The sequence below is a fragment of the Tidjanibacter massiliensis genome, from assembly GCF_900104605.1.
Taxonomy (GTDB): domain Bacteria; phylum Bacteroidota; class Bacteroidia; order Bacteroidales; family Rikenellaceae; genus Tidjanibacter; species Tidjanibacter inops.
Map to the genome: position 1 here is coordinate 1,466,100 of NZ_LT629960.1, position 16,594 is coordinate 1,482,693.

General features: G+C 59.1%; 15 protein-coding genes. 9 read left to right on the forward strand and 6 right to left on the reverse strand.

The features are described from left to right. Nucleotides 1-41: 41 nt before the first annotated feature. Nucleotides 42-422: a riboflavin kinase gene (locus BQ5361_RS07170; protein WP_035472089.1), complete on the reverse strand. Its 381-nt coding sequence runs from the start codon at nucleotides 420-422 to the stop codon at nucleotides 42-44. Between the two features lie 156 nt (nucleotides 423-578). Between BQ5361_RS07170 and BQ5361_RS07175 the strand changes: the two genes are divergently transcribed. The 9 genes from BQ5361_RS07175 (at nucleotide 579) to radA (ending at nucleotide 10,242) form a co-directional block, all read left to right on the forward strand. Further along, entirely contained in the window at nucleotides 579-1,898 is a 1,320-nt protein-coding gene (locus tag BQ5361_RS07175) for a retropepsin-like aspartic protease (RefSeq protein ID WP_035472086.1), read from the forward strand. A gap of 133 nt (nucleotides 1,899-2,031) precedes the next feature. After that, nucleotides 2,032-2,796, forward strand: coding sequence for a MerR family transcriptional regulator (locus tag BQ5361_RS07180; protein WP_071424991.1), 765 nt, complete (start codon nucleotides 2,032-2,034; stop codon nucleotides 2,794-2,796). Nucleotides 2,797-2,883: 87 nt separating this feature from the next. Then, entirely contained in the window at nucleotides 2,884-3,672 is a 789-nt protein-coding gene (locus BQ5361_RS07185) for a Nif3-like dinuclear metal center hexameric protein (protein WP_035472083.1), read from the forward strand. A gap of 20 nt (nucleotides 3,673-3,692) precedes the next feature. Next, entirely contained in the window at nucleotides 3,693-4,463 is a 771-nt protein-coding gene (locus BQ5361_RS07190; protein WP_022062975.1) for a zinc ribbon domain-containing protein, read from the forward strand. Between the two features lie 262 nt (nucleotides 4,464-4,725). Continuing rightward, nucleotides 4,726-5,628, forward strand: coding sequence for a murein hydrolase activator EnvC family protein (locus BQ5361_RS07195; protein ID WP_052130978.1), 903 nt, complete (start codon nucleotides 4,726-4,728; stop codon nucleotides 5,626-5,628). A 7-nt stretch (nucleotides 5,629-5,635) separates the two neighbouring features. Beyond that, entirely contained in the window at nucleotides 5,636-6,781 is a 1,146-nt protein-coding gene (gene dxr, locus BQ5361_RS07200) for a 1-deoxy-D-xylulose-5-phosphate reductoisomerase (RefSeq protein ID WP_035472080.1), read from the forward strand. A 176-nt stretch (nucleotides 6,782-6,957) separates the two neighbouring features. Continuing rightward, complete coding sequence (gene rseP / locus BQ5361_RS07205; RefSeq protein ID WP_035472077.1) at nucleotides 6,958-8,280, forward strand: RIP metalloprotease RseP; 1,323 nt, start codon at nucleotides 6,958-6,960, stop codon at nucleotides 8,278-8,280. A gap of 9 nt (nucleotides 8,281-8,289) precedes the next feature. Further along, the gene (locus BQ5361_RS07210) at nucleotides 8,290-8,844 is read left to right on the forward strand and encodes a sugar O-acetyltransferase (RefSeq protein ID WP_035472074.1); all 555 of its coding nucleotides are present in this window, start codon (nucleotides 8,290-8,292) and stop codon (nucleotides 8,842-8,844) included. A 30-nt stretch (nucleotides 8,845-8,874) separates the two neighbouring features. Beyond that, nucleotides 8,875-10,242, forward strand: a complete 1,368-nt coding sequence (gene radA, locus BQ5361_RS07215) for a DNA repair protein RadA (RefSeq protein ID WP_035472071.1) — start codon at nucleotides 8,875-8,877, stop codon at nucleotides 10,240-10,242. A gap of 542 nt (nucleotides 10,243-10,784) precedes the next feature. On the opposite strand, the gene trmB is transcribed toward radA, so the two are convergent. From trmB to BQ5361_RS07240, 5 genes are all read right to left on the reverse strand, one after another. After that, nucleotides 10,785-11,522, reverse strand: coding sequence for a tRNA (guanosine(46)-N7)-methyltransferase TrmB (gene trmB / locus BQ5361_RS07220; protein WP_035472068.1), 738 nt, complete (start codon nucleotides 11,520-11,522; stop codon nucleotides 10,785-10,787). Continuing rightward, nucleotides 11,509-11,943 (reverse strand): hypothetical protein, encoded by a 435-nt coding sequence (locus tag BQ5361_RS07225; RefSeq protein WP_143047538.1) that lies wholly within the window; start codon nucleotides 11,941-11,943, stop codon nucleotides 11,509-11,511. The genes trmB and BQ5361_RS07225 overlap by 14 nt, the downstream gene beginning before the upstream one ends. 147 nt (nucleotides 11,944-12,090) lie before the next feature. Further along, complete coding sequence (gene ricT, locus BQ5361_RS07230) at nucleotides 12,091-13,908, reverse strand: regulatory iron-sulfur-containing complex subunit RicT (protein ID WP_071424992.1); 1,818 nt, start codon at nucleotides 13,906-13,908, stop codon at nucleotides 12,091-12,093. A gap of 142 nt (nucleotides 13,909-14,050) precedes the next feature. Then, nucleotides 14,051-15,406 (reverse strand): MATE family efflux transporter, encoded by a 1,356-nt coding sequence (locus tag BQ5361_RS07235; RefSeq protein WP_022064124.1) that lies wholly within the window; start codon nucleotides 15,404-15,406, stop codon nucleotides 14,051-14,053. Between the two features lie 333 nt (nucleotides 15,407-15,739). Further along, nucleotides 15,740-16,327 (reverse strand): TetR/AcrR family transcriptional regulator, encoded by a 588-nt coding sequence (locus BQ5361_RS07240; RefSeq protein ID WP_052130977.1) that lies wholly within the window; start codon nucleotides 16,325-16,327, stop codon nucleotides 15,740-15,742. Nucleotides 16,328-16,594 lie beyond the last annotated feature (267 nt).

The following is a 16,594-nucleotide window of genomic DNA, read 5'->3' on the forward strand; positions in this document are numbered from 1 at the left end:
AAACATCAAAATGCGCCCAACCAACAAATCGATATCCGCAATCAAAGCCCTACATTATTAAAATATTTCACAACAGCCAGTCGGTCATCGGCCAACTGCCGACGCAACTCGTCGAGGCCGGCGAAACGGCGTTCGGGTCTGATATAACCGAGCAGGAATATCGCCACCGGTTCACCGTAAATATCGCCGTCGAAACCGAACAGGTTGGCCTCCGCGAAACGGCCTGCACCGTCGCCTACCGTAGGCCTCGTCCCTATATTGACCATGGCCCGGTAAAGTGCCCCGCCCACGCGTACCTCCGCCGCATAGACTCCGTCCTGCACGGGCATCTCCGCCGCGACGGGAATATTGGCGGTAGGAAAACCGAGCTTGCGCCCGATGCTGTTGCCGCGCACCACCTTGCCTCTTATCTTGTGTACCATACCAAAAATCTTTTACGCAACAAAGTTATGAAAATATGACACGCATCACGCCCCCCGAAACGGCTTTTCGTTCTTGCCCGGCAACGCCGGCTTCGCTATCTTTGCGAAGATGCGTTCCGTCCCGCACACGGACAGAACCTAATGAATCGCCGCCATATGAAATACACACTCTCTTTCTTGCTGTTTCTGCTTGCCGCCGCGACAGTCACCGTACCGGCCGCGGGACAGCATGCCGATGCACGAATCGGCGCACTGCTGAACTCCGGCGACTATTTCACCCTGCGTGAAGTGCTGCCCCGACAGGCAGACAGCATCGTGTCGCCCGTCGTGCGCGGGATGGCCGAAACACTGGTCGGCACCTTCTTCAACCGGCCGGCCGATGCCCTCGCAGCCGTATCGGAACTGTTGGAGACATACGGCGACGAACTCGGGCCTGACAATGCGACGAGCATGGTCTTCATGGCCCTGCTCGACCTCTTCATGCTCGACCGGTACACTGCTGCGGCGGAACTCACGGACGACTTCATTGCCGATACAGACGGCAGTCTGCCTGACGAACTGCTTTTTAGCCTCGAATTTTTCCGGCGCACGGGGCACGCCCTGGCCGGACGTCCGGCCCCAGAGCTCGTCATGCCCGAAGGCGGCACCTGCGTATCCTACCGGCTCGACAGCGTAGGCCGCGGCCGCATCATGACCGTACCGGTACACATCGGGGGCAACGTCCGCGATTTCGTCTTCGATACGGGCGCAGCACAGTTCAACTTCGTCTCCGAAAGGTTCGCCCGCGAGAACGGAATACGGATGATTGCCGACTCGATTCCCGTCGCGGGTATCGGCCGGGGGTGGGTCGGACTCGGCGTGGCCGACAGCCTCGCCGTGGGCGGTATCGTGATGCGAAACCCCGTTTTTCTGATATCTCCGCCCGACCAGGCGACGGACACCATCGAGGTCATCAGCGCGGTGCTCGGCAACGCCTTCATGCGCAAGGCGGAGCGCTTCACCATCGACAACCGCACACGGCACATCGTCTTTCCTGCCGAACGGACGCTGCACGCGGACGGAACGGAAAGGATGGCGAACATGATGCTGAACAGCTTCCAGCCCTACGTCCGTATCCATGCGGACGGTATCCCCCTGCTGTTCCATTTCGATACGGGCAACGTGGCGACGACCCTCTACCCCCCATATTACGAACTCTTTCGGGAACAGGTAGACTCTTGCGGCGTCGAAGATACGGTGCGCATCGGGGGATTCGCCGGTGTCGCCGAGAATGTATGCTACCGGCTTCCCTCCGTGGAATTCACGCTGGAGGGCGTTCCTTTCACACTCCGCGACATCGACGTACTGCCATCCGGAAGCGCCGGTGCCACGGCCGGTTCGGAGGCCGGTTCGCTGGGCACGGATTTCGCGACCGCTTTCGACACACTGACGGTGGACTACACGAGCTGTACCGTCCGGGGAGAAAACGTCCCGTAACGGCAACCGCCGCAACCGGGGACGGACGCTCCGCACGGGACAGCGACACCTTTCTCCGCCGGTATCGTTACGCGGGTTGCACGTTTTTTCGTAAATTGCGGCGTTTTCATCCACTACCAACCAATTTCCACCTATGCAGGAGATAAACCACAAAAAGGGCAAGATATACTACTCCATGGGCGAAGTGGCGGAGATGTTCGACGTAAATCCTTCGCTGCTGCGCTACTGGGAACAGGAGTTCGACATTCTCAAACCGCACCGGAACAAAAAGGGGAACCGCCTCTTCACGCCGAAGGATGTGGACAACATCCGCATCATCTACCATCTGCTCAAGGAGCGCAAGATGAAAATCGAGGTAGCCCGCAAGTACATCCGGGACTACCGCAAGGAGGTGGACCGCGATGCGGAGATTACCGAACACCTGATGAACATCCGCGCCATTCTGCTCGAAATCAAACAGGACCTTGCCTACGGCGGGGCAGTGGTGGACGACGACTGCGACGAAGAGCCCGTGGCTGTCCCTCAGCAATCCGGACGGGAAACCGTCGGAAAGGGGGACGAAGCGGGAGAAACGGACACCGGGACGAAAACAGGAACGGCCGCAGCGGCCGACCGTGCTCCCGAATCTGCCGCGCAGCCGACCGGGGAGACCCGGGAGAGAGCGGAGAGAGCGGAGAGACCGGCCCCTGCCACGGCGGATACCAGGCCGCCCTTCGAGGAACAGGTACTCTTCGAGGTGGCCGTTCCGCTGGAACTGATGCAGGCGGGAAGAACGGCCGACGACGACGGGTTCGAATCGGCCCGTGCCGCCTTCGCCGGCGAAACTGCCGGCGAGGAGACCCCGCAGGAAGAGGAGCCTAAACCGAGGGTACAGGCCATTGAACAGACCCTGTTCTGACACCGGGACTGCGGGCAGGACTGCCCGCACCGGGCAAAGGCGTACGACGCTTCCGACCGAATTTTATTCCGACAATCCGAACCGACAATGAAAGTAAAAGAGATAACAGCCATTCTGGAAGAGGCCGCCCCGCTCTTCCTTCAGGAGAGTTACGACAATTCGGGGCTCCTCGTGGGCGACCCCGAAGCGGAAATCGACAGCGCCCTGATTTGCGTGGATGCGACCGAAAGTGTCGTTGCCGAAGCCGCCGAAGTGGGAGCGGGCCTCGTCCTCTCCCACCACCCGGTCATTTTCCATCCGCTGAAACGCCTCACCGGTGGCAGCTACATCGAACGCACGGTGGCCGAAGCCGTACGCCGCGGCATCGCGCTCTACGCCTGCCACACCAACCTCGACAGCGCCCCGGAGGGCATGAGCCGGATGTTGGGCAATCTTCTGGGGCTGCGGAACGTTATACTTCTCGAACCCACCGCCACGGAGATGCCCGGTTCGGGATTCGGAATCGTCGGCGAACCGGAACACGTGCTGCCGACGGAGGAGTTCCTGCGGACTGTACGCGACAGGCTCTCTCTCAGGTGCATAAGGTACAGCGGCATCACGCGGCCGACGGTTCGGCGCGCAGCCCTCTGCACCGGAGCCGGAGCCTCCATGATGTCCGCCGCCAAACGGGCGGGAGCCGACGTCTACCTCTCGGCGGATTTCAAATACAACGACTTCCTCGATGCCGACCGCGAACTCGTGATTGCAGACATCGGACATTTTGAAAGCGAATATTGCGCCATCGACCTTATCTATGAAATTATTAGAAAAAAAATGCCTACTTTTGCACTTCATAAGAGCATGCGGTCGGTCAATCCGGTGAACTATTTGACATAAAGCATATAACGACAAAACATATGGCAACAAGCAGAAGGACGGCAGACACTGTCGATTATTCGATGCAGGAGAAGATAATGGCGCTCTACGACCTCCAGAAAATCGACTCCAAAATAGACGAGATAAACAAGATAAAGGGGGTGCTCCCGACCGAGGTACAGGACCTCGAAGACGAAGTGGCAGGACTCCAGACGCGCATAGACAATATCAAGAGCGGAATTGACGAACTCAACCTGCAGGTCAAACAGTCCAAGGAGGACACCGAACAGGCGAAGATACAGATAGCCAAATACAACGAACAGCAGAAGAACGTCCGCAACAACCGCGAATTCGATGCCATCAGCAAGGAAATAGAGTATCAGGAACTCCAGATACAGCTCAACGACAAGCACATCAAGGAGTACACCGCGGAGATAAAGGTCAAGAAGAAACAGACCGAAGATGCCGCCGCCGTCCTCGAAGAGCGGAAAATAGACCTCGAAGCGAAACGTTCCGAACTCGAAAGCATCGACATGGAGACGGCCGATGAAATGGCACGCCTGCGCGAAGAAGAGACACGGGCGAGGGCCAAGATAGACGAACGGCTGCTTTCGGCCTATTCCCGCATCCGCTCCAACGTCCGCAACGGACTGGCCGTCGTTACCGTAAAGCGGGATGCCTGCGGAGGCTGTTTCAACCGGATACCGCCGCAGCGGCAGTTCGAAATCAGGCAGAACAAGAAAATCATCGTATGCGAATACTGCGGCCGTATCCTCGTTTCCGACGAGCTCGACCACGAAGAGGAGGCGTAGACCGTCCGCGCGACAGCAGAAAGACGAGAACCGGAGCACCCCAATGTAGGGTGCTCCGGTTCTCGTTTCGGCCGCTTCCGCTCCCGGCCTCCTGCTCTTCCGGGCAGCGTACATCCGCCATCCCACGGCAACCGGAAACCGGAAAACCCTGCCGGACAAAATCCCGCACCCGGAGACGAAACGGCCCGAAGCGTCACAAATCCGCAGCTCCGACCGACAAACTCGCATTAATTTATTACTTTTGTAAAGCAATCACCGCCACATGGGCAAACAGAAAAACGACAACAAGATACGCACCGGCCTCGGCTACCTGCTGAGAAACTTCACCAAGAAACACCGGGTGAGCGTCCGCGACCGGGAGCTCGAACGGGAGGTATGGTACATGTATATCAGTCCCATGCGGATGGTATTGGCCGTACTCGGCGTGCTGCTGGTCATGTTCGCCGTCGTGGTGACGGCCGTAGTGTACACACCGATACTCGATACATTGCCCGGCTATCCGGGTAAAAAGGCCCGGGAGATACTCCTCGCCAACATCGAGCGGATAGACTCGCTCGAATACAGCCTGCGCATCATGCAGGCATACAGCGATAACGTGGCGCTCATCATGGAAGGGAAGACGCCGCTGGCCGACCGACCGACCGACCGGGACGATACGCCGGCATCGGAAAAGGCGCTCGTTCCGCCCTCCGCGGCCGATTCGCTCCTGCGGGCACAACTGGAAGGCGACGGACGGTTCGCTCTGGTAAATGCCACAGTCACCCCCTCCGGAGCAGTCGTCCGGCGCATGGAGTTCATCGCCCCCGTGAAAGGGGAGGTCATCTCGCGGTTTGACCCGGGACGCAACATGTTCGGTACGGGCATCGTACCCGACGGAGCGCAACAGGTCGTTGCGGCGCAGGCCGGCACGGTGGTGATGAGCCAGTGGACACCCGAAGACGGCAACACGATACAGATACAGCACGGCGACAACTACCTGTCGTTCTACAAGCATAACTCCCAACTGCTCAAGCGGGTCGGCGACCGTGTCGAGACGGGAGAGGTCATCGGCTACGTGGAACCGGGCGTCGTGGACAACGCCACCCGCCCCTCCGGCGAGTTCATCTTCGAGCTGTGGGCCGACGGCCACCCGGCAGACCCGGAGAAATATGTGATATTCCAATAGCACGACCATGAAGCAAAGGATAGCATTGCTGGGCTCGACGGGTTCGATAGGCGAACAGACGCTCGACGTCGTACGTGCCCGCAGCGACCGGTTCGAAATTGCGGTTCTCACCGCATGCAGCAATTGGCAAAAGCTCGCCCGGCAGGCAGAGGAGTTCGCTCCCGATGCGGTAGTCATCGCCGACGAACGGTGGTACGGCGACCTGCGGGAAGCCCTCGCCCATCTGCCCGTCAAGGTCTATGCCGGTACGGAGGCCATCGAACAGGTCGTCCGGGGCGACAGCGCCGACGTCGTGGTGAATGCCCTGGTAGGATATGCCGGTATGATGCCGTCGCTCGCTGCGGTAGAGACGGGCAAAAAACTCGCCCTCGCCAACAAAGAGAGCCTCGTGATAGCCGGCAAGCAAATCATCGAAGCCGCCGACAGGAACGGCGCGGCCATCCTGCCGGTAGATTCGGAACATTCGGCTATCTTCCAGTCGCTGGTCGGCGAAGTATCCCCCGCCCGCCGGCTCATCCTGACCGCTTCGGGAGGTCCTTTCCTGCACACCCCGAAAGAGCGGCTCTGCGAGGTGACGGTCGAACAGGCACTTCGTCACCCCAATTGGAGCATGGGCGCGAAGATAACGGTCGATTCGTCCACCATGGTCAACAAGGGCTTCGAGGTCATCGAGGCGCACTGGCTGTTCGGACTCCCGGCCGAGAAGATAGACGTACTCGTACATCCGCAGTCGGTCGTACACTCCATGGTAGAGTTCGCGGACGGTGCCATCAAGGCCCAGCTCGGCACACCCGACATGCGTCTGCCGATACAGTACGCACTCACTTTTCCCGAAAGGCCCGATTACGGCGGACAGCGTTTCGATTTCGCCCGAACCCCTTCGCTGACCTTCGAGGAGGTGGACGGCGACAAGTTCCCGGCGCTCGGCATCGCATACGAATGCCTGGAACGCGGAGGAACGGCTCCCTGCACCATGAACGCAGCGAACGAAGTGGCAGTAGCGGCCTTTCTTCAAGGACGCATCGGTTACAGCGACATCGTGCGGCTCATCGAACGGGCACTGGAACAGGCCGATTTTCTCCCCTCGCCCACCGTGGAGGATTACACGGCATGCGACCGCGAAGTACGCGGCATGGTATCGGCCATGCTGTGACCCCATCGGCGGCCACACATCCGGACAATGAAGGCAACGGCCGAACGACCGCGAAAAAAGGCAGAAGGTTTGCGGAGGAAGGAATATACTTTTACAGGGTTTACACCGTTTGACTTACCGTAACGGCAGAGACGGGCCGACAGCCAAAGGACCCGCACCGACAGAGGACGACGCTTATGGATATACTTATCAAGGTACTGCAATTCATACTCAGCTTTTCGCTGCTGGTAATCATACACGAACTCGGACACTTCCTTTTCGCACGCATCTTCGGAGTGCGCGTCGAACAGTTCCAACTCTTCTTTGGCCGTCCCATCGCATCGTTCACCCGCCGGGGTACCCGTTACGGAATCGGCTGGATACCTTTCGGCGGATACGTCAAGCTCGCCGGGATGATAGACGAGAGCATGGATACAGAACAGATGAAGAGCGAACCCAAGCCGGACGAATTCCGGAGCAAACCCGCCTGGCAACGCCTGCTCATCATGGTCGGCGGCGTGCTGATGAACATTCTCCTCGCCCTGGTCATCTACATCGGCATCAGTTGGAAATGGGGCGAAAGTTACCTCTCCACGCGCGACATGACCTACGGTTACGTATTCAGCCCCCAGGGGGAGGAGATGGGTTTCCGTGACGGCGACCGCATCCTGTCGGTGAACGGCGAAACGTACGACGACTTCCGCCAACTGCGCATCGCACTGCTGCTCGAACAGAACTATACGGTCGAGGTGCTCCGCAACGGCGATACGGTAACGTTCCGGACACCGGTGGTTTCGGTGAACGACCTCGCACAGGATGCCGGTTTCATCTCGCCGCGCTATCCCTTCCTCATCGGACAGGTGGTCGAAGGAAGCGGTGCGGCCGAGGCCGGACTGCAGCAGGGCGACCGCCTCGTCGAACTCAACGGAGAACCGCTCGCCTATTTCGACCAATACACCGAACGGCTCCCGCAGCTCAGCGGCACCGTGGCCGAAGTCGGCATCGTCCGCGACAGTGCGGGCACATCGGTCATCAGACATCTCCCGGTACGCGTATCCGACGACGGCAGAATAGGGGCGGCAGTGGACATGCTGGCCGTCACGCCCATCCACACGATGGACTACACCTTCTGGCAGGCGGTACCCGCCGGCACGAAACGCATCGGCGAAGAGATTGGAAGCTACTGGAAGCAACTGAAACTGGTCTTCCGTCCCCAGACGGAGGCTTACAAATCGCTCGGCGGTCCGCTCTCGATAGGCAGCATCTTCCCCGACGAATGGAACTGGCCGGCATTTTGGGAGATAACCGCCCTACTCTCCATCATCCTCGCCGTCATGAACATCCTGCCCATCCCGGCACTCGACGGCGGCCATGTGCTCTTCCTGCTGGTGGAGGTCATCACGGGCCGCAAACCGGGCGACAAATTCATGACGTACGCTCAGATAGCCGGCATGCTTCTTCTCTTCACACTCATCATCTACGCCACGGGGAACGACATCTACCGGCTGTTCATCAAATAGTTTTCCGCCATGACCGAACTGGAAAAGATGCTCGCGGGCGAGATGCACGACATCACCGACCCCGAGGTGAGCCGGCTGAACCGGGAGGCCCGGCGCAAGCTCGAGAAACTGAACGCCACCTCCTGGCTCGACACGGTCCGTTACGCGGAGGCCCTCACGGAACTCATTCCCGACCGGGCCCCCTCGTCGGTACTTATCACCCCCTTCTTCTGCGACTACGGATTCCGCATCCGCCTCGGCGAGAAGGTCTACATCAACGCGAATTGCACCTTCCTCGACGAGGGAGGCATCACCGTCGGCGCCCACACGCTCATCGGCCCCGACTGCAAACTCTACACCCCGATTCATCCGATGGATGCCGCCGAGCGGCGCAAACCCATCGAACGGGGAGCGGCCATCGAGATAGGCGAAGACTGCTGGCTGGGAGGAGGCGTCGTGGTCTGCCCGGGAGTGAAAATCGGCGACCGCTGCATCATCGGTGCCGGAAGTGTCGTCACGCGGGACATCCCGGACGACTCGCTGGCCGCAGGCAATCCGGCAGCCGTCAAACGGAAACTCCGATAATCGAAACAAACTCCGAAAGCATACCCTCCGATGGCAAAGGTAAAAAAAGCATATTTCTGTACGGCCTGCGGGTACGAAGCGCCCAAATGGCTCGGCAAATGCCCTGCATGCGGCGAATGGAATACGTTTGCCGAGGAAGTGGTCAGCCGCGGCGACGAAAAACCGGCTCCCGGCTTCGCACGCGCCCAGACACGCCCCGTTCCCGTAGGGGAAATCGAGGAGGTACACCACCGGCGGCTCGACACAGGCAGCACCGAAGTGAACCGCGTGCTGGGCGGAGGCATGGTCAGGGGGTCGCTCGTACTGCTCGGCGGGGAGCCGGGCATCGGCAAATCGACCATGGCCCTGCAGCTTGCCCTCGGCAGCCGGGGGCTGCGAACACTCTACGTGTCGGGCGAAGAGTCGCCGCAGCAAATCAAGATGCGGGCAGGCAGGCTTCCCGGAGGCGACGGGGAATGCCTCGTCTACGCGGAAACCCTCCTCGAAGAGATAATCCGACAGGCCGAGGCCGTCCGCCCCGACCTGATGGTCATCGACTCCATCCAGACGATTTACAGTCAGGTACTGGAGTCTTCGCCCGGCAGCGTATCGCAGATACGGGAGTGCGCCGCCATGCTGCTTAAATACGCCAAAACGACGGGGACTTCCATCCTGCTCATCGGCCATATCACCAAAGACGGCACAATAGCGGGGCCCAAGGTGCTGGAACACATCGTGGACGTCGTACTCCAGTTCGAAGGCGACGGCAACAACGTCTACCGGATATTGCGCGGCATCAAGAACCGTTTCGGCGCCACCTACGAAATAGGCGTGTTCGAAATGCGCAACGAAGGGCTCGCAGAGGTCGCCAACCCGTCCGAAATCCTGCTCACCCACTACGACGAACCGTTGAGCGGCATCGCGGTAGGAGCAGCGGCAGACGGCATCCGCCCCTACCTCATCGAGGTGCAATCGCTCGTGGGCAACGCCGCATACGGAACGCCGCAACGCTCCTCCACAGGATTCGACATCAAGCGCCTCAACATGCTGTTGGCCGTGCTGGAGAAGCGCGTAGGCATGAAAATGTACCAGAAAGACGTCTTCCTGAACTTCGCCGGAGGTTTCAAGGTAGCCGACACGGGGCTCGACCTGGCCGTGGTATCGGCAGTCATCTCCTCCTATTTCGACCGACCGCTGGCTACGGGCGTATGCTGCGCGGGCGAAATAGGACTTTCGGGCGAGGTACGTCCCGCACCGCGCACCTATCAACGGATACTCGAAGCCGCCCGGCTCGGTTTCGGCCGTATCGTTGTATCGGGCTATTACCGCGACAAATCCGAGGTGCCCGGCGACATACGCATCGTCCGCGTCAGCCGTATCGACCAACTACCCAAGGCCATCTTCACCGAAGAGATGTAACGCTGCCATATACGGTCCGAGACAGTTACCGGTACTTCCGGAAGCGGCAGCCGAACGCCCGCCTTTTCCGCTCATCCTATCCGAAATCATTGCCATCGGACGCATTTATCCGATACGCAACCGAGATACATGTTATGCCCTGCACCCGCGACGGGTACGGAACCTGCGACAATCCTCCCCGAACGGCCAGGGCCGCAACGAATACCAAAAGACTTCAGTCTTGCCATACACGACACAAACGGAGGCCGAGACAGAAGAATCGAATACACCCGTCGTTTCGCCAATCTCCGTTACCTGCCCGACACGATGGAATCGGCCTCAAATCCAATCCGGAAGCCTCCATCCGACACCGATTGTCGGAAGAAGCCGAACCGGAAAAATGTACGGAATATAGAGAAAAACATCCGGGAAACAGCAGGTTCCCCGGATGATGATACAAGGCCGGAGGAATTCCTCCGGCCTTTCTGCCATATCCGGTTACCACCATTCCCCGACACGGAAGCCGGACGGACGTCACCACGGCCGCTCGGACGGATGCTGCGTCATTCGCCCAACCGTGATGCATCCAAATTGTCGTCCTCCTCGAAATCGGGCGCCTCGAACTCCGAACGGCCGCCGAGCATGAACCGCAGATAGGTAATGGGCAGGCCCTGTTCACGAAATTTGCGCTCGTATGCCGTCTGGATGGAGAGGTCCGTATCAGCCATCCCCGTCCCGTAGATATCGTCACCGCAGGCCAACAGGGGCAGGGCATTGCGTTCGATGACCGCTTTCGTATATTCGTGGAGGTGGCGCGAGTCGGTCTTCAGGTGTACGACACCTTCGGGCTTCAGAAACTTCGCATAGTAACCGAGGAACTGCGGTGAGGTCAGGCGCTTCTTCACACGCTGCTTCTTGAGCTGCGGGTCGGGAAAGGTTATCCATATCTCATCCACCTCTCCCGACGCGAAGAAAGAGTTGATGAACTCGATACGCGTGCGCAGGAAAGCGGCGTTTGCCATCCCCCTCTCGGTAGCGGTTTTGGCACCGCGCCACATGCGGGCCCCCTTGATGTCGATACCGATATAATTCCGGTCGGGATTGCGCTCGGCCAGCGCTACGGTGTACTCCCCTCTTCCGCAGCCGAGTTCGAGAATTATCGGATTCGGATTACGGAAAAACTCATCGTGCCAATGCCCCTTGAGCCGGTACTCCTTGCCGAAAACCTCCTCGAAATCGGGCTGCACCATATTGGCGAATGTCAGGTTCTCCTGGAACCTGCGGTATTTATCTTTTCCCATGCTCGGTTTCTGTTATCTCTATGCCTACGGCACGCAAGCCGCGCACCGGCGTATCGGACGTATGACTGACCGCGAAACGGTAGGTTCCCTCACGCCGCAGGACGCCATGCGACCGGAACGTCCGCTGCCGAACCGTACCCTCCGCCGCATCCGTTCCGAACGGCAGGACAACCCGTTCGATAAAGAGCAGCGAATCGGGCGTATGCACCGTTATCTCCAGAGGAAGCGAGTCGCACCCGGCAGAGCACCGGCCCCCCGTAACGGCAAAAACCGACAACTCCCTCAACGACACGGTATCCGAATTGACGAACGATACCTCCCGCTCCTCAACGCTCTTCCATCCGCACGGGTTTACCGCTACGGCCCTACTCTCCGGCCGACCGGAGCACCCCGCCGACAACAACATGCAACATAAAGCCATTACGGCACAATATCGTACGGTCCGCATCTCCGGAAGCAATTACTAATATTTTTTCAATACAGCGCAATGATTAATAAAAAACAACGCAAACCGCATCCGTATTTTTAAAAATCCCCTCACTTCTTCCCGGCTGAAAACCGCCAGAAATCACTCTTTCCCGGCAACCGAAGATTCGCTACCGTTGTTCCGGGCATTTTCGCCGCCCGTCCCGTCGGCAGTACGCTGCGGACGGGCAGAACCGTTCGTCTCCCTCTCCGCACCGGAAGCGGGTTTTCCCTCCTGTTCCGCCGGCTGTTTCATACCCGCCGGCCGGTCGCCGCGACGGTTATCGCGACTGCCTTCCGCCCCGTTGGGTTTCTGACGCTGGGGTTTTCCCTGACCGTTCTGCCGGCCGTTGCTTCCCTCGCGGCGGCGGTTGTTTCCGCCGTTGCTCCGCGCACCTTCGCCGCCGGCCCCTTCGGCGGTACGCTGCTGCGGACGGGCAGAACCGTTCGCCTCTCTCTCCGCACCGGAAGCGGATTTTCCCTGCTGTTTCGCACCCGCCGGCCGGTCGCCGCGACGGTTATCACGACTGCCTTCCGCCCCGTTGGGTGTCTGACGCTGGGGCCTGTCCTGACCGTTCTGCCGGCCGTTACTTCCCTCGCGGCGGCGGTTGTTCCCACCGTTGTTCCGCACGACTTCGCCGCCGGCTCCTGCGGCAGTACGCTGCTGCGAAACGCCTCCGTCCGGAACACTTCCGCCGCCCGCGCCGTTTTTCGCCTGACGCTGTCCCTCCTGCCGCGGCCGCTGTCCGTCGCCACGCTGTTCGTCCCTGCCACGGCCGCCGCGCGATTTCTTCTTTTTCCGGGTGTTGTCGAAACGGGTGATGCTGTCCTCCCCGATGACATTCACGAAACCGGGGTCCACCTCCTGCCGCGGAGCGGCTCCCGCCGCTTCGAGCCTGTCGGGTTTGATGCCCCTGGCATTCATTTTCATGATTTCACGCACCCGTTCGACAGGCAGCGACACGAGACCGGCCATAGAGCCCGGCGCACTGCTGAAACTCATGGTACGGGCAAGGATATCGTTCTTGACGAAATAGTAGTCCCCGTCCAGAGCCTGGAGAGGTTCCGACACACGCGGAAACTCCTTCCGGGCATCCATATAATCGTCGTATTCATATACGAGACAGCATTTCAACTTGCTGCACTGCCCCGCCAGCTTCTGCGGATTGAGCGATATGTCCTGCGTACGGGCGGCATTGGTGGTCACGGACATGAAACTCGATATCCAAGAAGCGCAGCACAGTTCGCGGCCGCAGGAACCGATGCCTCCGATGCGCCCGGCCTCCTGCCGCGCACCTATCTGCTTCATCTCCACCCGTATGTGAAAGACCTCCGCGAAAACTTTGATAAGCTCGCGGAAATCCACCCGTTCGTCGGCGATATAGTAAAAGATGGCCTTTATCTTGTCACCCTGATATTCGACATCGCCTATCTTCATGTTGAGATTCATCTCGGCGGCTATCTGCCTCGCCTTTATCATCGTACCATGCTCGAGAGCGATGGCCTCCTGCCACTTCTCGATGTCATACGGCTTGGCCTTGCGGTAAATCTTCTTGAACTCGCCGTTCTGCGGATTGAAGCCCACGCGGCGCATCTGCCTGGCCACCATATCGCCCGACAGGGAGACGATGCCGATATCATGCCCCGGAGCGGCCTCTACGGCCACGATGTCGCCCTCCTTCAGAGAGAGACCGTTGACATTCTGGTAGTATCCTCTGCGGGTATTCTTGAACCGCACCTCGTATATGTCGCCGGGCAGCGTGTCGGGGTAATCTTTCAGCCAGTCGGTCACATGCAGTTTGAAGCAGCCCTCGCATACGCCGGCGGAGAGCTCCTCGCCTCCACAGCCGCAAAATTCGCAGCCCCTGCCCATATCGAGCGTACAGTCCTTTTTATCTTTCTTATCTTGAAACAGTTCCATTTGTCGTTCCGTATTTGTCAAACGTATGAAAAGCGGATATACGGCTAAGCCGCCGGGGAGCCGCACACCCTTCCCCGTATTTTACAAAGATACTCAGACTGCGGATAAATACCGCTGCCGAGCCCCTTTTTCCATGCTGTTTTTATTCCGCATGCACAACGGACGCACTGCGCTTCATCTGCTTCCGGTAACGGGCATTGTAAAGTACCGCAGCGACTGCCAGGCCTATGATGAGCCCCATCCACAATCCCGAAGCACCGACCTCCGTACCGAACGCGAGGCAGTACCCTATCGGCAGGCTGATGACGATGTAGGAGATGAATGATATCCACATGATGCTCTTTACGTCCTGAATACCGCGCAGAATGGCGACCGAACTCGCCTGCAGGCCGTCCGATATCTGGAACACGGCGACGAACACCAAAAAACGGGCCGCCATCTCTATCACTTCCGGGTCGGAGGTGAAGAGCATCGGAATATAGCGCCGCAGCGAAATGAACAGCAGCGCCGTCACGGCGTTCCACATCAGACCCAGCCGGTATGCCGTCCCCGCATAACGCCTTATCTCGCACCAGTCGCGCTGGCCGTAGGCATGGCTGACGCATATCGTGACGGCAGAACCGATTCCCAGGATTATCATGAAGGCGAAATTGGAAATCACCGAAGCTATCTGGTTGCCGGCCATCTCCACCGTTCCCACCCATCCCATCATGATGCCCGTCAGGGCAAAGGCACTGCCCTCCATGAACATCTGGAGCGATATCGGCGCCCCCACGCGGATAAGGGAACGTATCATCTCCCATGAGAAATTCTCCCTGCGGAACAATCTGAAATAGCGGTAGAAACTATCGCGGCGATAAAAATAGACGATGATGAGAACGGGTGTCAATACACGGGAAATCAGTGTCGCAAGTCCGGCCCCTGCGGCACCCATCTCGGGAAACCCCCAATGACCGTAGATGAACAGCCAGTTGAAGACGACATTGATGGCGTTGGAAGTGATGATTATCGCCATCGCCACCTTGGTGTTGCCCACCCCTTCGAGGAACTGCTTAAAGGATGCGAACACCATGAATGGGATGACCGAAACGGCCACATAGCCGAAGTACGGCACGGCCTGCCGGACAACCTCGGGCGACTGTCCCATGTGCCACATGAAGGGACGCACGGCCATGGCCAGCAGAAAGATGCAGACGCCCATGCAGCCGTAGAAGAGGATGGAATTCTGAAGATAGGCGGCCGACTTGCGGTGGTTGCTCACGGAGTACATCTCTCCGACCAGTGGCGTCAGTCCGAGCGACATCCCCGTCCCGAGGACGAAAAGCATGAAGAACACCGCGTTGGCAAACGACACGCCCGCAAGCGGCACGGCACCGAGCCGGCCTACCATGGCGTTGTCCACAAGCTGTACGAGTATCTGTCCCGCCTGCGAAAGTATGACGGGAAAGGCAAGAGTCAATACCCGCCTGTAATATCCTGAACGGTTGAATTTTTCCATTAGTGAAACCTTTGCATCGCCCCCGCCGGGCTTCCGGCGGCCCCGTTCCGCATTCTTCGCGGTCGGGCGGCATCCGGTCCGTACCGGTCGGTCAAGGAAGACTACCCGCCAGCGTTCCCACCGCTCCGGGACACTCCGCCGCAACGGAGCGTCATGCGTAGAACCCCTCCCCCGAAAAGCAGCGGCACACGGAACCATTGTTCTATAAGCCCCGCAAAAGTACTGAAAATTTCCGCAGCCGCCAACCGTATAATACGCCGGCAGAAAGGGAAGAACATACGCAGGGCGCACCCTGTCTCCACGGTGCGCCCTGTCCTGCGGCCGCCGCATGCCTCAGTCGATTACCCTGCCGAGCTGCGCATCGACCGACTGCATGAATTCCTCGTAATTGTCGGGGGCGAGCCTGTTCTCGTAGAGCAGCAGCATACCCGGCAGCATGCAGCGAAGCCCCTCCTCCACGGCAGCCGCCTCTCCGGCCGTGTAGGTTCCGTCGGCAATGCATTCCGCCAGACGGGGTTCGCACAGCCTGCCGAGGAGCCCCGTGATAAGGGCCGCCGTCTCGGTACGGTCGCCGAAGCCGCCGAGCCGCTCCAGAAAGAAGAGCTCGAAAACTCCCGGATACTCCACGAAATACTCCACATAAGCCCGGGCCGTTCGACGCAGCCCCTCCCTGCCGGGAGCGCCCCCCTCCGTCCGGGCTGCCACGAAATCGCCGACCTCCTGACAGAAATCCTCCACACAACGGAAAAGCAAGTCGTTGATATCCTTGAAATAGTTATACAGCGTCGCATAGGAATAGCCGGCGCGGTATGCCACATTGCGTACGCTCACGCCTTTCAGCCCCTCCGCCCTGAGCAGATTCTTGGCCGCATCCAGAAAATAGGTCTTTATCCTCTCTTCCTGAATCTGTCTGTTTCTCATTTTCCAATCCCTTTCTTCTAAACGTTAACAATTTCCACCTGCGTGGACACGATACCGGCAATGCGTCTTACGCAGCCGGCCCTGCATCGGGAGCAACCGCCCCTCTCTGAAAATGCGCCCCCTCGTCGCGCAAGGGGGCGCACCACAAACACAAAAACTAATATTGAAGAGAAAAACATTTCCCGTTCCGGTTTCCCGGAATAAGCGGTCCGTCTCGGATTCGCTTTTCATCAGGCGGAAGCCCACGGGACTTCCGCCTCTCCTCCC

Coding starts and splice junctions, on each gene's coding strand:
- BQ5361_RS07170 (WP_035472089.1), bottom strand. CDS start 422: ATGGTACACAAGATAAGAGGCAAGGTGGTGCGCGGCAACAGCATCGGG.
- BQ5361_RS07175 (WP_035472086.1), top strand. CDS start 579: ATGAAATACACACTCTCTTTCTTGCTGTTTCTGCTTGCCGCCGCGACA.
- BQ5361_RS07180 (WP_071424991.1), top strand. CDS start 2,032: ATGCAGGAGATAAACCACAAAAAGGGCAAGATATACTACTCCATGGGC.
- BQ5361_RS07185 (WP_035472083.1), top strand. CDS start 2,884: ATGAAAGTAAAAGAGATAACAGCCATTCTGGAAGAGGCCGCCCCGCTC.
- BQ5361_RS07190 (WP_022062975.1), top strand. CDS start 3,693: ATGGCAACAAGCAGAAGGACGGCAGACACTGTCGATTATTCGATGCAG.
- BQ5361_RS07195 (WP_052130978.1), top strand. CDS start 4,726: ATGGGCAAACAGAAAAACGACAACAAGATACGCACCGGCCTCGGCTAC.
- dxr (WP_035472080.1), top strand. CDS start 5,636: ATGAAGCAAAGGATAGCATTGCTGGGCTCGACGGGTTCGATAGGCGAA.
- rseP (WP_035472077.1), top strand. CDS start 6,958: ATGGATATACTTATCAAGGTACTGCAATTCATACTCAGCTTTTCGCTG.
- BQ5361_RS07210 (WP_035472074.1), top strand. CDS start 8,290: ATGACCGAACTGGAAAAGATGCTCGCGGGCGAGATGCACGACATCACC.
- radA (WP_035472071.1), top strand. CDS start 8,875: ATGGCAAAGGTAAAAAAAGCATATTTCTGTACGGCCTGCGGGTACGAA.
- trmB (WP_035472068.1), bottom strand. CDS start 11,522: ATGGGAAAAGATAAATACCGCAGGTTCCAGGAGAACCTGACATTCGCC.
- BQ5361_RS07225 (WP_143047538.1), bottom strand. CDS start 11,943: ATGGCTTTATGTTGCATGTTGTTGTCGGCGGGGTGCTCCGGTCGGCCG.
- ricT (WP_071424992.1), bottom strand. CDS start 13,908: ATGGAACTGTTTCAAGATAAGAAAGATAAAAAGGACTGTACGCTCGAT.
- BQ5361_RS07235 (WP_022064124.1), bottom strand. CDS start 15,406: ATGGAAAAATTCAACCGTTCAGGATATTACAGGCGGGTATTGACTCTT.
- BQ5361_RS07240 (WP_052130977.1), bottom strand. CDS start 16,327: ATGAGAAACAGACAGATTCAGGAAGAGAGGATAAAGACCTATTTTCTG.